17 protein-coding genes are annotated in these 18,640 nt (G+C 59.3%); 4 read left to right on the forward strand and 13 right to left on the reverse strand.

What is annotated here, in order from left to right:
• Positions 1–4: 4 nt before the first annotated feature.
• From J5M57_RS03015 to galE, 3 genes are all read right to left on the reverse strand, one after another.
• Positions 5–1,120 (reverse strand): polysaccharide biosynthesis/export family protein, encoded by a 1,116-nt coding sequence (locus J5M57_RS03015; protein ID WP_173667101.1) that lies wholly within the window; start codon positions 1,118–1,120, stop codon positions 5–7.
• An 89-nt stretch (positions 1,121–1,209) separates the two neighbouring features.
• A complete protein-coding gene (locus tag J5M57_RS03020; protein WP_003226528.1) occupies positions 1,210–1,446 on the reverse strand; it encodes a hypothetical protein in 237 nt (78 codons plus the stop codon).
• Positions 1,447–1,677: 231 nt separating this feature from the next.
• Entirely contained in the window at positions 1,678–2,694 is a 1,017-nt protein-coding gene (gene galE, locus J5M57_RS03025; protein WP_169843560.1) for a UDP-glucose 4-epimerase GalE, read from the reverse strand.
• Positions 2,695–3,083: 389 nt separating this feature from the next.
• On the opposite strand from galE, the gene galU reads away from it, so the two are divergent.
• A complete protein-coding gene (gene galU, locus J5M57_RS03030) occupies positions 3,084–3,917 on the forward strand; it encodes a UTP--glucose-1-phosphate uridylyltransferase GalU (protein ID WP_064588397.1) in 834 nt (277 codons plus the stop codon).
• A gap of 38 nt (positions 3,918–3,955) precedes the next feature.
• Positions 3,956–4,360 carry a mannose-1-phosphate guanylyltransferase gene (locus J5M57_RS03035; protein WP_169843559.1) on the forward strand — a complete coding sequence of 135 codons (405 nt, stop codon included), beginning with the start codon at positions 3,956–3,958 and terminating at the stop codon, positions 4,358–4,360.
• Positions 4,361–4,446: 86 nt separating this feature from the next.
• Here J5M57_RS03035 and J5M57_RS03040 read toward each other — a convergent pair whose 3' ends face one another.
• From J5M57_RS03040 to J5M57_RS03075, 8 genes are all read right to left on the reverse strand, one after another.
• The gene (locus J5M57_RS03040) at positions 4,447–5,586 is read right to left on the reverse strand and encodes a GDSL-type esterase/lipase family protein (protein WP_207848747.1); all 1,140 of its coding nucleotides are present in this window, start codon (positions 5,584–5,586) and stop codon (positions 4,447–4,449) included.
• A gap of 214 nt (positions 5,587–5,800) precedes the next feature.
• Positions 5,801–6,844, reverse strand: coding sequence for an acyltransferase (locus tag J5M57_RS03045; protein WP_207848746.1), 1,044 nt, complete (start codon positions 6,842–6,844; stop codon positions 5,801–5,803).
• Positions 6,845–6,856: 12 nt separating this feature from the next.
• Positions 6,857–7,960 (reverse strand): hypothetical protein, encoded by a 1,104-nt coding sequence (locus J5M57_RS03050; protein ID WP_064588401.1) that lies wholly within the window; start codon positions 7,958–7,960, stop codon positions 6,857–6,859.
• Entirely contained in the window at positions 7,951–9,180 is a 1,230-nt protein-coding gene (locus J5M57_RS03055; RefSeq protein WP_207848745.1) for a phosphoribosylaminoimidazole carboxylase, read from the reverse strand. Before J5M57_RS03055 ends, J5M57_RS03050 begins: the two co-directional genes overlap by 10 nt.
• Positions 9,177–10,289: a polysaccharide pyruvyl transferase family protein gene (locus J5M57_RS03060; RefSeq protein ID WP_064588403.1), complete on the reverse strand. Its 1,113-nt coding sequence runs from the start codon at positions 10,287–10,289 to the stop codon at positions 9,177–9,179. The genes J5M57_RS03055 and J5M57_RS03060 overlap by 4 nt, the downstream gene beginning before the upstream one ends.
• A 14-nt stretch (positions 10,290–10,303) precedes the next feature.
• Complete coding sequence (locus J5M57_RS03065) at positions 10,304–11,386, reverse strand: glycosyltransferase (protein WP_169843554.1); 1,083 nt, start codon at positions 11,384–11,386, stop codon at positions 10,304–10,306.
• A 40-nt stretch (positions 11,387–11,426) separates the two neighbouring features.
• The gene (locus tag J5M57_RS03070; protein WP_169843553.1) at positions 11,427–13,655 is read right to left on the reverse strand and encodes a polysaccharide biosynthesis tyrosine autokinase; all 2,229 of its coding nucleotides are present in this window, start codon (positions 13,653–13,655) and stop codon (positions 11,427–11,429) included.
• A 39-nt stretch (positions 13,656–13,694) separates the two neighbouring features.
• Positions 13,695–14,135 carry a low molecular weight protein-tyrosine-phosphatase gene (locus J5M57_RS03075; RefSeq protein ID WP_169843552.1) on the reverse strand — a complete coding sequence of 147 codons (441 nt, stop codon included), beginning with the start codon at positions 14,133–14,135 and terminating at the stop codon, positions 13,695–13,697.
• A 291-nt stretch (positions 14,136–14,426) separates the two neighbouring features.
• Between J5M57_RS03075 and J5M57_RS03080 the strand changes: the two genes are divergently transcribed.
• Positions 14,427–15,377: a glycosyl hydrolase family 5 gene (locus J5M57_RS03080; RefSeq protein ID WP_207848744.1), complete on the forward strand. Its 951-nt coding sequence runs from the start codon at positions 14,427–14,429 to the stop codon at positions 15,375–15,377.
• A gap of 206 nt (positions 15,378–15,583) precedes the next feature.
• Positions 15,584–16,510 (forward strand): transaldolase, encoded by a 927-nt coding sequence (tal, locus tag J5M57_RS03085; protein ID WP_169843550.1) that lies wholly within the window; start codon positions 15,584–15,586, stop codon positions 16,508–16,510.
• A gap of 248 nt (positions 16,511–16,758) precedes the next feature.
• Here tal and rssC read toward each other — a convergent pair whose 3' ends face one another.
• On the reverse strand, positions 16,759–17,241 hold the full coding sequence (rssC, locus tag J5M57_RS03090) for an anti-sigma factor antagonist RssC (protein WP_003226553.1): 483 nt from the start codon (positions 17,239–17,241) through the stop codon (positions 16,759–16,761).
• The gene (gene rssB, locus J5M57_RS03095; protein ID WP_083368392.1) at positions 17,238–18,422 is read right to left on the reverse strand and encodes a two-component system response regulator RssB; all 1,185 of its coding nucleotides are present in this window, start codon (positions 18,420–18,422) and stop codon (positions 17,238–17,240) included. Before rssB ends, rssC begins: the two co-directional genes overlap by 4 nt.
• Positions 18,423–18,640: the final 218 nt, after the last annotated feature.

Below are 18,640 nucleotides of genomic sequence, written 5' to 3' on the forward strand. Positions count from 1 at the left end.
GGCCTTATTTGCTGTTGTTACTGAATTCGCTCCAGTTCTTCGCAGCGGAAGCCCCGGTCCCGACAATCGATGCCGACGGCACCAGTTGGCTGATGAAGCGGTTCCAGCGCGTCACGTTGGCCGGGCCGACATACACCACATCCTGCGGGCGTACCTGAAAGTGCGAAGCGAGTGCCATGGCGGTCGGCGACTGGGCTTCCAGCTGGTAGATCTTCGCCGGCTCGACATCGAGGTTTTCCACCCCGCGAATCACGTACACCGCGTTGCCGTTGGAGGTGGTCTGGCTCAAGCCGCCGACCGAACCGAGCACATCCGACAGGTTCATGGTCGCGGTCTTGAAACTCAGCGCACGGGGCTGATTGACCTCACCCATGACGTAGATGCGCTTGTTGTCGTTGTACGGCAGATACAGCTGGTCGCCACCCTTGAGGTAGACATGCTGCAGCTCGGAATCCTGCTGGTTGAGCGAATCGAGATTGAGCGGATACACCCGACCATTGCGGGTCAGCAGCAGGCCGGACAAGTCGGCATTGTTGGTGTCGATGCCGGCCGAACCGAGGGCTTCGACCACGCTCAGCGGATTGGTGGAAATCGGCTGCGGACCGGCCTTGGCCACGGCCCCCGAGACCACCACTTTCTGACTGGCGAAACGCAGCACCGCGACGTCCACCTGCGGCTCGGCGATGAACGCCGACAGTCGTGTTTCGATGTCCGAGCGCAGTTGCTGGATGGTTTTGCCGGCCGCCTGCACTTCCTTGATGAACGGGTAGTACAGCGTGCCATCGGAGCGCACCAGACGACCGTTGGCGTCGATCTGCTGTTGTGCCCCCGATGGCGCGGTCAGCTCCGGGTGATCCCAGACCGTGATGTACAAGACATCGTTGCTGCCGATGCGATATTCGGCAGGCGTGGCCAACAATTCCGCCGGCACCGTTTCACGCTTTTGCGTGGCGCGCGTCATCGAGATCAGCTTGGGCGTGATCGGGATCAGCTCGACCCGACTGCTTTCACTGGCGCCCTGGCGCGTGATGTCACCGGTGCTCAGGTACTGGCCGGGGGAAAACATGCAACCTTGCAAAGCGATACTTGCCAACAGCAAAAGAGAAAAACTACGAGTCATAATGGCACTACGCTATTCAAGGCAAATCTAAAAATAAAGTCACCCGACTTGCGTCGGGCGACCCTGTACTGCACTAACAAATGTTCCTGTTAGTTGTGCGTGCCGGTGGTGCCGGTAGTACCGGTGGTGCCCGTGGTACCGCCGTTGGCACTTCCGCCGCTGTTGGACGCCGCAACTGCACTGGCAACCATTGCCGTACTGGCAGCAGGCGCTGTAGAAGCCGCGACACTGCCAGATACATTGGTCACCGCAGTAAGCGGCGCTTCAGCGGCGGACGCCCAGTTGCTCAACATCGTCAACAGGGCAATCGCCATCACTTTTTTCATATCAACTCCTTTCTAACATTCGGCCTGTTAAAAACCGGCCTGTGTTAGCGGTGGTAGCGTTCAAGTCCGCAAAAACCGCGAACAAGATCCGTCGTTCTTTCACAGTCTTACCCAACTGATAAAAGTCGAACGGCAGGTTTATATCTACGGACTTGCAAAAGGCATTTCCAGCGTATTTTCCCGACGATATCTAACAGCTGACCGAAACTAACATTCAGTATTAGAACGACATCATTCGAGATAACCGCGCGGATGGTTAGATTGCCAGCGCCAAGTATCAGTGACCATGTCCTGCAAATTGCGCGTGGCTTTCCAACCCAGTTCTTTCGCCGCTTTCGAGGCGTCGGCCCAGCTCTCGGCAATGTCGCCGCTGCGACGCGGCATGACCCGGTACGGCACCGGGCGCCCGCAGGCCTGTTCGAAGGCTTGCAGCACTTGCATCACGCTGTAGCCGTCGCCGGTGCCGAGGTTCCAGGTGTGGATGCCCGGGCGCCCGGCAATCGCCTGCAACGCCTTGAGGTGTCCGTCCGCGAGGTCGACGACGTGGATGTAATCGCGCACGCCGGTGCCGTCGATCGTCGGGTAGTCATCACCGAAGATCGACAGTTCCTGCAAGCTGCCGACCGCCACCTGGCTGATATAGGGCAACAGGTTGTTGGGAATGCCGTTGGGGTCTTCGCCCATGTGCCCGCTGTGATGCGCGCCGATCGGGTTGAAGTAGCGCAGCAAGGCGATGCTCCAGCGCGGCTCGGCCTGGCTCAGGTCGCGCAGCACGTTCTCGACGATCAGCTTGGATTGGCCATAAGGATTGGTTGGAATGCCCGTGGGGAAATCCTCGCGGATCGGCATCTGCTCAGGCTCGCCATACACCGTGGCCGACGAGCTGAACACCAGGCGGAACACCCCGGCCGCGGCCATCGCCTGGCACAGCGTGATGCTGCCGCCGACGTTGTTCTCGTAATAATCCAGCGGTTTGCGCACGCTCTCGCCGACGGCTTTGAGCCCGGCAAAATGCAGCACGGCGTCGATGGCGTGCTCGCGGAAAATCCGGTCCAGCAAGGCGCGGTCGCAGACATCGCCGCGAATCATCAGCGCGCTTTTGCCGCAAATACCTTCTATCGCGTGCAGGGCCGCATCGCTGCTGTTGCAAAGATTATCCAGTACAACAACTTCATAACCTGCTTCAAGCAGCGCAAGTGTGGTGTGCGAGCCGATATAGCCGGCGCCACCCGTTACCAGAATCTTCATAGCGCGGTCCGTCATTGGATAAGTAACCAGTAGCGTGTCAAGTCCCTTTTATTGATTCTGTGGCGCACCACACAAACAAGGACGACAACAGCCTCAAACAAAATTAGTTCAACCTCTGGCAATAAATACTTTTGCAGGTCAAACTGTATTGCCTGGTACTTATTAGCACTCCAAGTACACACATCACTATCAACAGATACCGACTAAAAATAACTAATAACGCTGTTACCGACATCTCATAACATTGTCATGTTTTACCGCGCTTGCTAATTGCCATTAACTACTCGACTCAGGTATTAAAGCAGTCCTTCAATATTCATTGAAACTTGCACACCTGCGTGAGTGCGCGCACCCGTTGGCTGTGTTCCATGACTGTTCAGGATACTTTTATGATTCGTAAATGTTTGTTCCCCGCCGCCGGTTACGGCACGCGTTTCTTGCCGGCCACCAAAGCCATGCCGAAAGAAATGCTGCCGATCGTCAACAAGCCGTTGATCGAATACGCCGTCGAAGAAGCACGGGACGCCGGCCTGCAACACATGGCCATCGTCACCGGTCGGGGCAAGCGTGCGCTGGAAGACCACTTCGACATCAGCTACGAACTCGAACACCAGATCCGCGGCACCGAGAAAGAGAAATTCCTCGCCGGCACCCGCGAACTGATCGACACCTGCACCTTCTCCTACACCCGCCAGGTGGAAATGAAAGGCCTGGGCCACGCGATTCTCAGCGGCCGTCCGCTGATCGGCGACGAACCCTTCGCCGTGGTGCTGGCCGATGACCTGTGCCTGAACCTGGAAGGTGACGGCGTGCTCTCGCAGATGATCCAGCTGTACAAGAAATTCCGCTGCTCGATCGTTGCCATCCAGGAAGTCCCGGCCGACCAGACCCACAAGTACGGGGTGATCGCCGGCGAGTTGATCTCCGACGGCATCTACCGGGTTAATCACATGGTGGAAAAACCGGCGCCGCAGGACGCGCCATCGAACCTGGCGATCATCGGCCGCTACATCCTCACCCCGGACATTTTCGACCTGATCGCCGACACCCAGCCGGGCAAGGGCGGCGAGATCCAGATCACCGACGCGCTGATGAAACAGGCGCAGAACGGCTGCGTGCTGGCCTACAAGTTCAAGGGCCTGCGCTTCGACTGCGGCGACGCCGAGGGTTACTTGCAGGCGACCAATTTCTGCTACGACAACGTGTACCTCAAGGGCCGCTGAGACGGTCCCTCGCCCACTTCTCTATTCAGGAGACCAGCATGAACATGGCACAACATTCAGCGGACATTGAACGGGAGGTGGGCAACCTCGGAACGGTGAGTTGGCTGTCACGCCATCAGCCGTTGCCCAGCGCCAACGAGGCGTGGCTGGGCAGCATTCTGCTGGTGGAGCGCATCGGCATGTTTCCTTCGTCCGGCGATATTCGCCGGACGCTGGCGGATCCCTATCCCCTGCTCGCCCACTTGAAACAACGCTATGCCGAGCAGGCGCTGGAAATGGACGACCGTGATGGCCTGAAAGTGATCTTCAGCGACTGGCGCTTCCGTGTGCGCCTGTGCTGCAACGAGCCGGCGATCATCATCAACGTGGAGACGCGGTGTGCGACGCAACTGATGCCACAAAAGCTCAAAGAGCTACTGAGCCAGATCGAACAATTCGAATAGAAAAGCTGCACCCTGTAGGAGCTGCGGCACGCTGCGATCTTTTGATTTTAAGAGCAAGATCAAAAGATCGCAGCCTTCGGCAGCTCCTACAGGGGGTTGGTGGTGTCGCAACTGTCCGCGTTGATGCCACTGACGATCCAGCGATAAAAGTAATCAGCAATCACCTTGCCGCCCGTGGCCGGCTTTGGATGAATCTGGTCCGGGCCGATCATCGCGGCAGCATAGCGTTTGACGTCCGGGCCAAAAGCGCATTGCAGGTTGGCGTAACCCAGATGCTGCTCATGCGCCCACGGCTGCAGCACCTGCGCATACGCCGACATCGGATAGGCACTGGAGCGCGTAGTGTCCTGACGCATGATCAGGTTGATACTCGCCGCCGGTTGAATCTCGCGGATCATCGCCACCAGGCCCTGAACGTTGTGCAGATACTGTTCGGGGTTGACGCCGAAGCCCTGGTCATTGCCGCCGAGCATGATCAGATAAACGTCGGCGGGGATCTTCGACACCGCCGTTTTCCACTGCACCTGCCATGGCCGATCCTGGTGATAGAAGTCCGCCGATGCCGCGCCCGATGCCGCCAGTTTCGATACGCGCACGCCGTTCTGATCGTTGCTCATCCACAGGCCAAACAGCGTCGGCGCGCCCTTCAGCACTTCCAGTTTCAACGACCAGTCTGCTGCTGAAGAGAGACCTGCCAGCGGCACTTCCTGAACGCCCGAACCTTCGAGTTTCAACGGTTTCCAGTCTTGCGAGGGCGTCCAGCGGTAGCGCAGTTCACTGGCTTCGCCGTTACCCAGATAGAGCAATTTCGCCTGGCTCACGGCGGTGTTGATCGCCGGCGTCGGATGGGCGTCGATCTGCAGCCACGCGCCGGGTTTGCCGGTTACCGTGCGGCTGTCGGGGCTGGCCTGACCGAGGCCGGATACCTGCCAGCCGCCGCCGAAATATTGGTCGCTGCTGCGGGTGTATTTGAAATGCGTACCGCCCAGCGCTGCGCCATGGTTGAAGCCGACATAACCGGGACCGGCAAAACCCACCTCCCCGGCAACAAGCTGCACCAGTTTGTTCAGGTAGAAATCCTGCCCGGCGCTGTAACTGTCGCCAATCACCGAGACCGACAGCACCTTCCCGGCCTTGCCTTCACGCCACTGCGCAAAACGCTCGCGGGCATCGCCCACCTCAACCACCGACGCTGCGACGGGTTGCGCGTCATCCACTGCCAACATGCGTTATTTCCTTCATTCTGGATTGAGGGGACTGGAGTACGAACCAAATCCATTGTAGGAGTGAGCCTGCTCGCGATGTCGTTGGTTCAGACGGTGCAACTTTGACTGACATACCGCTATCGCGAGCAGGCTCACTCCTACAGAAATTGCGGTCATCTGCTGAATCTGTGTTCAGCACCGAACCCTGTGGGAGCGAGCCTGCTCGCGAAGCTTTTCAGCTATTGGCCGGTACCACCGGAACCATATTCGCCGCCGGTTTCTTCTTCGCCGCACGCTCGCCCAAAAACAGCACCGAAGTGACATTGAAGCGACTGAAAATCATCGACAGCACCACCGGTCCCAACAGGCCGAACATCACTCCGCTGAGCACCAGAATGCTTTCGTCTTTTACCCCCAGTCGTCCCATGACAAAGCGCGACGTCGCGGCGAACAGCACATGGAACAGAAAGATCGCGTAAGAGTAGCCACCCAGCCAGGTCAGCCACTTCGAGCGCATGTCACTCGACAGCAACGCGATGCAGGACACACACCCCACGGTCAACCCGATCAGGCTGCGGCGATCGACAATCAACTCGCGATCAATCGCTGCCACGTACAGCAGCGTCAGCGAAATCAGCACAAACAGCAGCGGCCCGATCACCTTGAAGCGTTGCTTCAACACCTCGACATTTTCCTGGCCGATCATCCCCGCCACGAAAAACGGCAGCAGGTAAATCGCGCCATTGATGCCGAATGCATCGAGCTTGAACGGTGGCAGCAGAAACACCGCCGCCGCGAACGCGAACAGCAAGTACAAGCGCGTCATCGAGCGCAGCATCCCGCGCCATTCCAGCAGGCCGACGAACATGAAAATGATGAACACCGCCTGCAAGAACCAGAAGTGATTGACCGGCACCCAGAACGCCAACAGCGCATCGATCACGCCGACGTCCTTGTTCACCCCCGGCCCCACCGCCTGCAACACCGAGAACGGCACGCCGACGCAAAACAGCGGCACAATCAGCCGCCGCACCTTGCCGCTGAAGAACGCGGGAAAGTCATTGCCACGGATTTTGTAGATCGAATAGATGTAGCCGGAAATGAAGGTGAACAGCGGCATGCGCACGTACACCATGGAGTCGGCGATGACCCGGAACGGCGAGCCGAGATCGATTTTCAGCCCCCCGCCCAGCGGGCCGATAACGTGATAGAGCACCAGCAGCAGGCACGCCAGGCCGCGCAGGGTTTCGATCTCCAGGGACTTTTTCTTGCTCGACATACAGCACCCGCCTCAATTCAGGACTCTTGATTCAACCCGCACCGGTTTGTTCGCGCGCAACATCAGGCCCAGGCCGACAAACAGCACCGGCACCACCATGGAAAAGTGCCGGGCGAAGGAGCCGAAGTCCGGTTCGAACAAGCCCTGAACCAGCAGAAACGCCAGCGGAATCGCGATCAGCTCCTTGGGTTTGGTTTCGATCGGCGCGCCTTTGTAATCGGTGGAGGTGATGACTTTGAACAGCAGCAGCGCGGTCATGATCATCAGCGCAACGAAGATCACCTGCCCCGGCCCCGACAACAGAATCAGCTCCACCGGGAACGACAGCCGGAAGAAGATGATCATCGAGTCCAGCGCCTGCGAGACAAAGTCACTGCCACTGAGCCACGAGACGATCAGCGACTTGGAGCCCTCCTCGCCCGCCGTGCGCAACTCGTTGTTGCTCGCGCGAATCGACGACACCGGAAAGCCCAGCGCCACCTGGATCGCCATGGCCACTGCCAGGTAAAACAGGAACAGCATCAGGAAGAAGGTGAAGCGCGAGACGTACTTTTTCATCATGCAGACGCCGACCCAGGACAGCGAAAACAGAATCCAGTAAGGCCGGATCAGCACGCCATAGATCACCGCCGAGAGGAAAAACCCGCCACGGTATTTGCGTGTCAGCGAGCTGAGCAAAATGCTCAACACCGCCACCGACACGATGATTTCCTTGGTCAGGTTTTCCAGAAAGAACGAACGCACCACACCCCACAGGCACAGGGTGCCGAAGATCGCCAGCGGCATGCGCCGGAACACCACCACCGGAATCGCCGTGAGGAAGAAATTGCAGAACATTCCGTAGGCCCAGGCGTTGGTCAGGTTGATCCCGGTGGGCCGCAGCAGGAACGCCGAACACTCGTAGGAGGAACGGTCCGGCGAGAACGGGTTCCAGAAATTGCAGTTGTCGGCGCGCGCATAGGACGACCACAACGTCATCGCATCCGGGCCTGGCGCGCGCGGGATCAACAGCGGCATCGCCACCGACAGAAACAGCCCGGTGAACAGAATGAGGAACGACAGCGAGGAGTCGAGTTTGCGCCCGCGAAACTCGATGCACGGCAACTTCAACCCCATGCCAGCGCCCCTTTGACACGGGTCGCCCGGGTCAACAGCGCAATCACAGCGAGCTGCACGACGATCGCAAAGACATTGCCCCACGCCGCGCCATAAATCGAATAGTGCTTGATCAGCACATAGCTGACCGGCACCGATACCGCCAGGCAGATCGCCGCGCTGGCGAATGACACTCGACTGTTTTTCGAGGCAATCAGACCGCCCCAGACGATGTCGCCGATGGCCCGCAGGGCAAAGGAGAAAATCAGCACGCCGAGGATCGCGTTATCCGGGCGCGGCACGCTGCTGGCGACGTAATCGAGCACCACGTTGAAGAACAGGAAAATCAGCACCGCCACCGCCGCCGACACCAGCAGCGAACGCAGCACCCATTTGTTGACGAACAAGTGCCGGACGGTGAACGCCTGCTGATCCGCCTGAAACCGCTTGGCCAGCACCGGAATGCCGACCACCGCCACCACTGCGTAGGACAGCGCCTGCAGAGTGTTCGCCGCTGACCACGCGTACACGTATTTACCGAGGCTGGCGTAGGGTTCGAGGTCGGCAATCAGGAAGCGCTCGGCGTACTGACTCAGCGCGATCAACCCGGTGCCGAAATAGAACGGCAACCCGGCTTTCCACACGGTCGCGGTGGTCAGTGCTTCGCTGACCCGGCCCTTGTGCACGTTCACCACGATCAGGTAACCGGCGATGATCACCAGCACGTTGGCGGCCACCCACAGCCACAGCACGCTGGCGATGCCGGACACCCAGTCGAGCATCATCCCGCCCACTGCCAGCAGCGCCCACAAACCGGTCTTGATGAAAAACAGCAACGCGCCCGCCGTGGCTTTCTGCGCGGAAAACACGAACGAATTGATCTCGAACGACAGGTGTTCAGTGAGCAGCACCAGCGTCACGCAGAGGATCAGCGCAGTGCCCGCCTCGACCTGCTGGAACAGCGAGTAAATCCCCACCGTCACCAGCGACAGCAGCAGCCCCACCGCCAGGTACAGCAGCAGGACTTTGTCGACCACCCGCCGCGAGCTGCCGCCGACGCTGATCAGCCGGTTGATCTCGGAACTGAAACCGACGCTGTAGAACTTCGAAGCGATCAACGAAGCCGCGACCACCACCCCGTAAAACCCCAAGGCTTCGTAGCCCAGGTAATGGGTGATGGCCAATACCAGGAGAAACTTCGCGCCTAACGCTCCGCCGCGCAGCAGCAGGCGAAATATCATCGAACGATCCCTTTGATGATCTCGTCCATCGCCACGGTTTTTGCCTCGATTTCGCGGCAGGTGTCGGTCAGGCGCTTGCCGAAATTCGACAGTGCGTTCGGCGCGTAAACAGTATCGATGATGGTGTCGACATTGATGTCGCCGCCGTTGATCACCCAGTCTTCCACGCCCATGTCCTGATAGGCGCCAAAGCCCTTGCGCTCATAGCTGATGTGGTACGCCGGGACACCGGACAGCAGCGATTCGATGGCGCCGTGCAGGCGCACCGAGATCACCAGGTCCGGCTGATAATGGGCAATCGTCGCCTTCAACGACAGTAGCTCTTCGGTGATGCCCAGTTCGCGATAGAACGCCCCGTCATCGTTGCCACGCACGGCACTCTGCACCGCGCACACCACTTTGCTTTTGTTCTTCAGGCGCTGCAGCAGCAGCTTCAGGTTGGCGACGTAGGCGACTTTCTTGTCCTTGCTCCACTCCGGCGGCTTGCGCAGCACCACGCACACGGTGGCCGGCGATGCCGCGCAGCGGGTGAACTTGGGTTGTTGAAGGATCTTGCTGGCCAGCGACTGCACCGCAAGGTCCGGCGCGCGGTAGACGTTTGCGCAGGCATCGAACATCGCCGAGGAGCGGTTATCGCGCACGAACACCGCGTCGGCACTGGCGTAGTGCTCGACGATCTTACGGCTCTCGCCATGAAACGGCCCGATGCTTTGCGGCAGATACACCGACGGCACCTTGCTAAGAATCGCCGTCTCCAGCTGCTTGGCGTGGCCGAGTTTCAGCTTGATGTGTTCGAAGGCGCTTTTCGAGCGCATGTAGCCGCCACCGACGCCGACGATCAGATCGGTTTTTTTCAACAGATCGGCCAGCCCGGCATACGACTGGTTGAGGAACACCGCCTGCTTGACCCGCCCCAGGCCCTTGGCTGCCATCACCGGCGCGTCGAAACGCGGGTGCGGCAAGTAGGCGAAAGACTGCGGGTCGGACGCCACGACGTTGATCGAGGTGTCTTCGCCAAAGTTGCGCTGCACCAGCGCAATGGCCAGATCGACGAGCAGACCGTCACCGGAGTTGGACGCACTGTAGCCATGCAAAATCGTTACGTTCATAAGCTGAGTTCTACTTAATAAGTGGGGGCGCAATACACGTCGTAGGTCTGGCGAATCATCCGTGCGGCGCTGAAGCGTTCGCGCACGATGTTCCGGCCTTCACTGCCGAGGTCGAGCAACCGCGGCTTCTGGATTCGCGCCAGCACATCGGCCAGCGCCTGGTGGTCACCGGTGGGGAACACGTAGCCGGATACTTCATGGGTGACCAGTTCGGGCAGCGACGTGCAATTGCTGGCAATCACCGGCAAGCCCATGGCCATGCCTTCGAGCGGCACCATGGCGAAGCCCTCCCAGCGGCTGGGGACGATCAAGGCGTCGGCCTGTTGATACAGCGCGTGCACTTCGGCCGGCGTGACCCACGGCAGGTACTCGACGGCGTCCATCTCCGGGCACTCGACCGTGTCCTCATTGACCGCGCTGCCGACCACCGTCAGCTTCAGATCGCTGCGCTGCACCTTGGCGAAGGCCTTTAGCAACACGTCGAAGCCTTTCTGGTAGTCGAGACGGCCGACGAACAGCAGATGAATCGGCTCGGGCCCCTTGGCCTTCGGCGCTTCGTCACGCTGATGGATGCCGTTGTAGATCAGCTTCATGCGCTTGCGCTGAATGCCGAACCGCGCGGCCTTGTCCATCTCGTAACGGCTGACGCAGATGATCACGTCGGTGACCCGCTGCAGGACTCGCTCGATCCACGCGTAGAGCTTTTGCTTGGTCGGCGAGCTTTCCATCAGGAACGAAAACGCATGCGGGCAGTAGACGATTTTCGGCTTGCGCCACGGCCGCAGCAGCACGCAGACCACCCGGCCGATGACCCCGGAAAAAGTGCTGTGCAAATGCACCACATCGGGTTTTTCCTTGAGCATTACCCGGGTCAACTGCCAGGCAAACCGCAGCAGTGAGCGCACATCGCGGCCGCTGCGTTCGAACGTGCGAATCTGTCGCTCATCGATACCGTGCAGCTCTTTTTTCTGGTCGAGCGGCACCAGATAGACCAGCTCGTAATTCGAGTCGTGGTCGTCGGGGGAAGCCGAGATGGTGCGGATTACGGTGGCGACCCCACCTTTTATCGTTTCAGCCACGTGCAGTATTTTTTTCACAACCCACCCACTTTCATGCCTGTTGGAACGCCCCTGAACCTCAGGATTTGTCCGACGCGTATTCGTAGTTGTAATAGCCGTAGCTGCCATTACCGTAATAGCTGGCGGCGCGCTTCTCGACGCCGTTGAACACCGCGCCCTTGAGCTCGATGCCGTTCTGGGCGAAGCGGCGAATGGTCATTTCAATCTCTTTGGCCGGGTTCACCGCAAAACGGGTGACGATCAGGCTGATGCCGGCTTCACGCCCGACAATCGCCGCATCGGTCACCGCCAGCAGCGGCGGCGTATCGATGATCACCACGTCGTAGCGCTGACTGAGTTCGGCGAGCAAATCGCGGAAGTTGGCGTGCATCAACAGCTCGGAAGGGTTGGGCGGCACCTGCCCTCGGCTGATGAAGTGCAGGTTGTCGATTTCCACCGTGTTGACCGCCTGCTCGATGCTGCAGCGCTTGACCAGCAAGTCCGACAGGCCATTGGCGATCGGCACGTTGAGCGTCTTGTGCAGGTGGCCCTTGCGCATGTCGGCATCGATCAGCAACACGCGCTGGCCGCTTTGCGCCATGACCGCCGCGAGGTTGGAGGAAACGAACGTCTTGCCGACCTGCGGGCTGGGGCCGGAGATCATGATCCGGTTGTTGGTCGAGTCCAGCGCGGCGAAATGCAGGCAGGTGCGCAGGCTGCGGATCGATTCGATGGACAGGTCGGTCGGGTTGCGCAGGGCCAGCAGATAGGCCGGCGTCTCTGCGCTGATTTTGGCCCGCCCCTTTTTGGTGTCCTCTTCGCGCTGCAAGGCGCTGTAGGGAATCGAGGCGTACACCGGCAGGCCCAGCTGTTCAATGGCTTCCGGCCCTTCCAGGCCTCGGCTCAGGGACTTGCGCAGCAGCACCAGCGCCACGCCGAGAAAGGCGCCGAGGAAGGTGGCGATCAGCACGATCAGGGCTTTTTTCGGTTTGACCGGGCTGGTCAGGTCGACGTCCGCCGGGTCGATCAAGCGCACGTTGCCCACCGCACCGGCGCGGACAATGTCCAGCTCCTGGGACTTGTTCAGCAACTGCGTGTAGATCTGCGAAGCTACTTCCACATCGCGGGTCAGGTTGAGCAGCTCTTGTTGGGTGGCCGGCAGATCGCCGACCTTGCCTTCCAGCGCCTTCTGTTGCTGGGTCAATTCGCCAATCTGCGACATCAAGGCGCGATACGCCGGATGCTGCTTGGTGAACTTGCGATCGAGTTCCGCCTGCTGCATTTTCAGCTCGGAAATCCGTGTTTCGAGGGCGACGGACTGGCCGAGCACCGACTGGGTTTCCAGGGAGATATTCACGGTCTTGCCGTGGGTCTGGTAGGCGTTGAGCGCATCGCTGGCCTTGGCCAGATCACGCTTGACCTGAGGCAACTGGCTCTGCAGGAACGCCAGGCTTTGCGCCGCTTCCGCCGAGGTGCGGCGTACGTTCTGATCCACATACAACGCAGCGATCTTGTTGAGGATCTTCACCGCTTCGGCGGCGTCGGCGCTGGCCAGCGCCAGACGGATAATCCCCGATTCCTTGCCTTGCTCGGAAATATCCAGCGCATCTTGGTAACCCTGGATGGTCACGATCCGCGGATTGCGCACCACTTCAAATCGGGTGCCCGGGTTGGCTTGCAGGCGCTCGATCAAACCTTCGACGCCGTCCTGCGAAAAGGCTTCGCCGGCGACGCCCTCGACCAGCAGATTGTCGTTGTCATCGAGCAACTGGAAGCGCTGTTGCTCGCCCACCACCAGGGTGAGTTTCTTGCCCAACAATTCTTTGGGCAGATTGAGCCGGGTGAACTCCAGACGCTCGCCACCCCAGGCGTAGCTGTTGAAACCAAAACGCGGCGGCGCCACGCTGAATTCGCTTTCGCCGCGATAACGCCGGGCGAGAAAACCGCCAATCACCGGGAACGTATTGGGGGTGACGTCGATATCCAGGCGCAGGTCGTCAACGGTTTTGCCGATCACCGCGCGGGACTTGATGATGCCGATCTCGGTCACCGACGGCGATTGGCCGCCGAGCATGCTGCTGAGGTCGGAAAAGCCGAGCATGTCGTTCTTTTTCGGTTCGACCTGCACCAGCGCGTTCGCCAGGTACACCGGCGTCGCCAATACCGCATAGGCCACGCCGGCGGCCATGAAGGCACCGGTGAATGCACCGATCAGCCACTTCTGGTCGATCAAACTGCCAAATATGCCGAGAAGATCAATACTGTCTTGATCGTTATCGCGCTTGGCGATTACTGACGGTAACTGCATAAGTCTGTTCTTACCATTCACTGATCTGAAGAATATTCATCAATGTCCGAGGCGCTGCGCCCACGAGCTAACAGCATCTTCAATCAATGCATGGGCATGAATAAAAGCGGCCTTACCTTGACGATACGGATCCTGTATTTCGCGTTCGCTCTGCCACTTGCCCAGAAGAAACACTTTGCCTCTGGCGTGCGCGGCAATCTTCAGCACCTGATTCACGTGTTGTTTTTCCATGACCAGAATCAGGTCCGACTCATTGACGAGATCGGCGGTCAATTGCCGCGCGGTGAAACCCTCGGCGCTGTGGCCGCGATCTTCAAGCACCTGGCGCGCCGACGCTTCCATGCCTTCGCCCACCCGCGCCGCGAGGCCTGCGGAGGTCACCGAGATGGTTGAGGGGGTCAGCGCGTTACGCAGCAGAAGTTCTGCTGTCGGACTTCGGCAGATATTGCCAACGCACACGACAAGGATCTTTCTGAACAAGGTTTACTTTCCTGTGTAATATCAAACTGCCAACATCTAGAGCGGATCTTAATGAACCCACTAGATCATCCTGCACTCAGAAATAGATTCGCCCTGTTAACACCAGCGTATTAAGTACCACAGCACTAAAAGTCGCCCAAACAGAATTACCGGACCAAAAATAACTGTGATTTTCAGGCTTTGTTTTCCTGACAAAAAATAACATTGACGCACTTAGTGCCATTGTTAGTTTCGAATCAGTTATCTCGAGATACTTTTTCGCCGTTGTCACTTCTCACCCGGAGAACCGACATGAAATCAGCCCATCTCAAACGCCTGAGCGCCCTGACCCTGTTCCTGCTGGCAGCAACCAGCCAGAGTCAGGCCAATGAATTGTTTCCGACATTGCCGGCCAATAAAACCATCGGTGTTCAGGTCAAGGTCCAGACCTTTTCCGCTGCCGACGCCGAGCATGTCAAAGCCACCGGCTTCAGTTTCGTGCGCTTTGGCGTGTGGACGGACAGCCTGGCCAGCGCCGCCTACCAGAAGCAGATCAGCGACGCCTTCGCCGTGGCCCGTGCCGCCGGCCTGCCGGTGCTGATGACCCTGCGCGCGACCAAGCCGCTACCGGCCAATGACCTGCCGAACGCGGGCGTCGCGTATGCCAATGCGCTGACCAGTCTGGCAGCGACCTACGGCTCGCAACTGGTGGCGATCGAGTTGTGGAATGAGCCGGACCTGGGCACCTACTGGCCGACCGGGAATTTCGACACGACGTTCGTGCCGTTCATGAGCGCCGCTTGCAAGACGTTGCAGGACAAGCCCCAAACCATCCCGGTGATCGGCTTTGGCTTCGCCCGGCCACCCACCGCCGGCTCGGCGTCCACGGTGGCGCTCAACCGAATCGTCAGCGAATACCCCAAATGCCTCAGCGCGATCTCCTACCATCCCTATGGCATGACCGGCACGCAGATCAGCAACGCCCAGGCGTTCATCCAGCAGAATTTCCATCTGCCGGGGGTGATCAGCGAATGGGGCATCTCGGCACTCGCCTCCAACGGCGGGACTGAGGGCCAGGCCAGTAAAATCAGCGCGTTCGTCGCCGATATCAAAACCCGCAACATTGCGCTGACCTCGATCTACGAATGGAAAAACAGCGAAACGGGCAGCAATGATCGCGAAAAGAATTTCGGCCTGCTGACCTCCGACGGCCAGCCGAAACCGGCGCAAACGGCGGTGAGGACTCAGTTGAGCCAGCAATAACCCCAATAATCAGCTTAAGGGGCGTTGGCCGTCAGTTGCTTTGAACCTGCGGCCGATTTTGGCATCGTATTCATCGATACCGCGCCCCGCCCATCAAGCAACCATTCTCAGGTTGTTGCCAGCGGGGCCTCCGATACGCCCGGATACCCTTGAGTGACTGTCAGCGCTCGGGTAATGTCGTCAAACCCACAGGACAGAGCACATTCATGACTTCCAAACTGGAACAACTCAAACAGATGACCACCGTGGTTGCCGACACCGGCGACTTCGAAGCGATCGCCCGGGTCAAGCCGGTCGACGCCACCACCAACCCTTCCCTGCTGCTTAAAGCCGCAGCCATTCCAGCCTACGCCGAACTGCTGAACGCCTGCGTCAGCGACTGCAAGGGCGATGTGGGCCTGGCCAGCGACCGTTTCGGCGTCGCGGTCGGCCAGGAAATTCTCAAAGTGATCCCGGGCCGTATCTCCACCGAAGTGGATGCGCGCCTGTCGTTCGACCAGGACGCCGTGCTCAAGCGTGCGCACCGCCTGATCGAACTGTACGACAAGGCCGGCGTCGGCCGTGACCGCGTACTGATCAAGATCGCTTCGACCTGGGAAGGCATCCGCGCTGCCGAGATTCTCGAGAAAGAAGGCATCCAGACCAACCTGACCCTGCTGTTCTCCTTCGCTCAGGCCGCCGCTTGCGCTGACGCCGGGGTGTTCCTGATCTCGCCGTTCGTGGGCCGCATCTACGACTGGTACAAAAAGGCCAACGGCAACGACTACATCGGCGCCGATGATCCGGGCGTACAGTCGGTCACCCGCATCTACAACTACTACAAAGCCAATGACTACAAGACCGTGGTCATGGGCGCCAGCTTCCGCAACCTGAGCCAGATCGAGCAACTGGCCGGCTGCGACCGCCTGACCATCAGCCCGGACCTGATCGACAAGCTGGCAGCAGACACCGGCAAACTGGAGCGCAAACTCGCCCCGGGCCACGCTGGCGAAGCGCGCCTGAGCCTGAACGAAGCGCAGTTCCGCTGGTTGTCCAACGAAGACGCGATGGCCACCGAGAAACTGGCCGAGGGCATCCGTCAGTTTGCCCGCGACCAGGAAAAGCTCGAGGCGCTGCTGCAGGCCAAGCTGTGATCTGAGTCGCAGGAATGCAAAAAGGGCGAACCCGGTTGGGTTCGCCCTTTTTTGTGCTGCTCGGTAACAGCCAGGTGTGGCAGGTGATGAATTGAGTCAGATGATGATCTGTGGCGAGGGAGCTTGCTCCCGCTTGGCTGCGCAGCAGTCATAAACCCTGCCTATGCAATCTGTCTGAAAAAACCTTGTAGCCAGTCTTGGGTCCGCTTCGCTGCCCGGCGGGAGCAAGCTCCCTCGCCACAGGGCCATCAATGCCTTTCGAGGGCATTCACCAGGTCGTGGAAGGCTTCACGATTCGAGTCATTCAGTCCCATGAGGATCTTGTGCGCTTCCAGCACCTTGATCCGCACCACTTCTTCGGACTGGTCCTGATCCGGCAGGTCGTCCAGGCACTCCGGGCACGGCACCGGGTGGTTGACGATGTTGAACACCTGCTCGAAGCCCATCGACTGCAGCAGACGCGTGATGTCTTCGTGGGTGGTGACGACGGTCGGCAGCAGGCCGACCTTTTGCCGGGACAGGATCGACAGCTTGGCCAGCAGGCCCAACGTGGTGCTGTCGATGCTACGGGTTTCGGTCAAATCGATCACGATCGCGTTGAAATTCAACGCGGTGAAGATTTTCTCAATAGTCGCATCCAACGCCGAACACAGGGTCAGGCGAACTTCACCGACGAACTTCAGGACGAACGTGCCGTCCTGCTCGGCGAACTGGATTCTACCGGTACTCATTGAAGGTTCCTGCTCAACACCAACAGGGCGATATCATCCGGCATCTCCCCTAGCGTGGCCAATCCAAACACTTGCCGCAGACCATCCAGGCTGCCGCCCGCCGACTTCACCCGTTGAGGCAAAGCGGCTTCTTTTTCCTTGAGCGTAGGTTCTGGCAACAGATCCAGAATGCCGTCGGACATCAGCGTCAGGCTGAATGTCGGAGGCAGCTCAAGCACGTGATCTTCGTAGGTGGCCTCATTGAAAAGGCCCACCGGCAAACCGCGACCTTCGAGGTAACGAACACTGTCAGGCGTGTACAACACAGGCAACGGCAGATGGCCGCCGATGCTATAGGTCAACAAACCGGTCTCCTCGTCGATGACTCCACCGACCATTGTGACGTGTTTGCCCAGCTTACAACTGATCAGCCCCCGGTTGATATGACCAAGAACTTCCGAAGGCTTGAATTCCGGCAAGGTACCATTGCGCTTGGACTCGAACAGCAAGCGCGTGGTCATGAACTTCAGCAGCACGGTGACGAACGCGGAAGACGCGCCATGGCCCGATACGTCGGCCAGGTAAAACGCCACACGGCGCTCGTCGACCCGGAAATAATCGACAAAATCACCCGACAGGTACAGCGACGGGATGATCTGGTGCGCAAACTGGAACTCGTCCACGCGCCACGGGCTTTCCGGCAGCATGTTCATCTGCACCTGGCGACCGGCGTTCTGGTCTTCCTGGAGCAGATTCAGGCTGGCTTCGAGCTCGCGGTTGGCCTTCTCCAGCTTCTCGCGGTAGCGCTGGTTCTCCAGCAGCAGACGCGCACGATCCAGCGCACGGCGCACGGAGTGCTCGAGCACGGCCAGGTCTTCGAGAGGCTTGATCAGGTAGTCCGCCGCACCCAGGCGCAGCGCCTCGACCGCGTCGTTCATCACGCCGGCACCCGAAACGACGATCATCGGCGTTTGCGGTGAGCGTTCGGTGACCTGGCGGATGAGTTCGAGACCGCCCATCTGCGGCATGCGCAGATCGCAGATGACCAAGTCGGGCTTGTCTTGCTCGAATACCTGAAGACCCTGTTGGCCGTTGCTGGCCTGCAGGACGCTGAAACCACTGTCTTCCAAATAGGCCGCGAGGCTCGCGCGCACTACTTCGTCATCATCGATTATCAGCAGCGTGGCACTGGTTTTTGGCATGTGGGCAAACGGCGCCAGAATTAGGTTGGCGTAGCAGGCGGGGCATCGGCCCGGCTCAGACTACTGGATTCGCTTTCTAGCCTCTCTGCTGCACCGCTTTCGAGCATTGGCCCGGAACGCGACTGCACCAGAGGTGCCCTTCTAAGGCGCAGACGGTACTCCCATCCGCGGGGCGTTTCAAGCATGCGCCGATGGTCGCTTGACGACTTTACTTGTCA

It is taken from the genome of Pseudomonas sp. 86_A (assembly GCF_017491705.1).
GTDB lineage: Bacteria > Pseudomonadota > Gammaproteobacteria > Pseudomonadales > Pseudomonadaceae > Aquipseudomonas > Aquipseudomonas koreensis.

Coding starts and splice junctions, on each gene's coding strand:
- J5M57_RS03040 (WP_207848747.1), bottom strand. CDS start 5,586: ATGTTGGCAGTGGATGACGCGCAACCCGTCGCAGCGTCGGTGGTTGAG.
- J5M57_RS03055 (WP_207848745.1), bottom strand. CDS start 9,180: ATGATATTTCGCCTGCTGCTGCGCGGCGGAGCGTTAGGCGCGAAGTTT.
- J5M57_RS03045 (WP_207848746.1), bottom strand. CDS start 6,844: ATGTCGAGCAAGAAAAAGTCCCTGGAGATCGAAACCCTGCGCGGCCTG.
- J5M57_RS03080 (WP_207848744.1), top strand. CDS start 14,427: ATGAAATCAGCCCATCTCAAACGCCTGAGCGCCCTGACCCTGTTCCTG.
- tal (WP_169843550.1), top strand. CDS start 15,584: ATGACTTCCAAACTGGAACAACTCAAACAGATGACCACCGTGGTTGCC.
- rssB (WP_083368392.1), bottom strand. CDS start 18,422: ATGCCAAAAACCAGTGCCACGCTGCTGATAATCGATGATGACGAAGTA.
- J5M57_RS03060 (WP_064588403.1), bottom strand. CDS start 10,289: ATGAACGTAACGATTTTGCATGGCTACAGTGCGTCCAACTCCGGTGAC.
- J5M57_RS03035 (WP_169843559.1), top strand. CDS start 3,956: ATGAACATGGCACAACATTCAGCGGACATTGAACGGGAGGTGGGCAAC.
- J5M57_RS03020 (WP_003226528.1), bottom strand. CDS start 1,446: ATGAAAAAAGTGATGGCGATTGCCCTGTTGACGATGTTGAGCAACTGG.
- galE (WP_169843560.1), bottom strand. CDS start 2,694: ATGAAGATTCTGGTAACGGGTGGCGCCGGCTATATCGGCTCGCACACC.
- J5M57_RS03015 (WP_173667101.1), bottom strand. CDS start 1,120: ATGACTCGTAGTTTTTCTCTTTTGCTGTTGGCAAGTATCGCTTTGCAA.
- J5M57_RS03050 (WP_064588401.1), bottom strand. CDS start 7,960: ATGGGGTTGAAGTTGCCGTGCATCGAGTTTCGCGGGCGCAAACTCGAC.
- J5M57_RS03070 (WP_169843553.1), bottom strand. CDS start 13,655: ATGCAGTTACCGTCAGTAATCGCCAAGCGCGATAACGATCAAGACAGT.
- rssC (WP_003226553.1), bottom strand. CDS start 17,241: ATGAGTACCGGTAGAATCCAGTTCGCCGAGCAGGACGGCACGTTCGTC.
- galU (WP_064588397.1), top strand. CDS start 3,084: ATGATTCGTAAATGTTTGTTCCCCGCCGCCGGTTACGGCACGCGTTTC.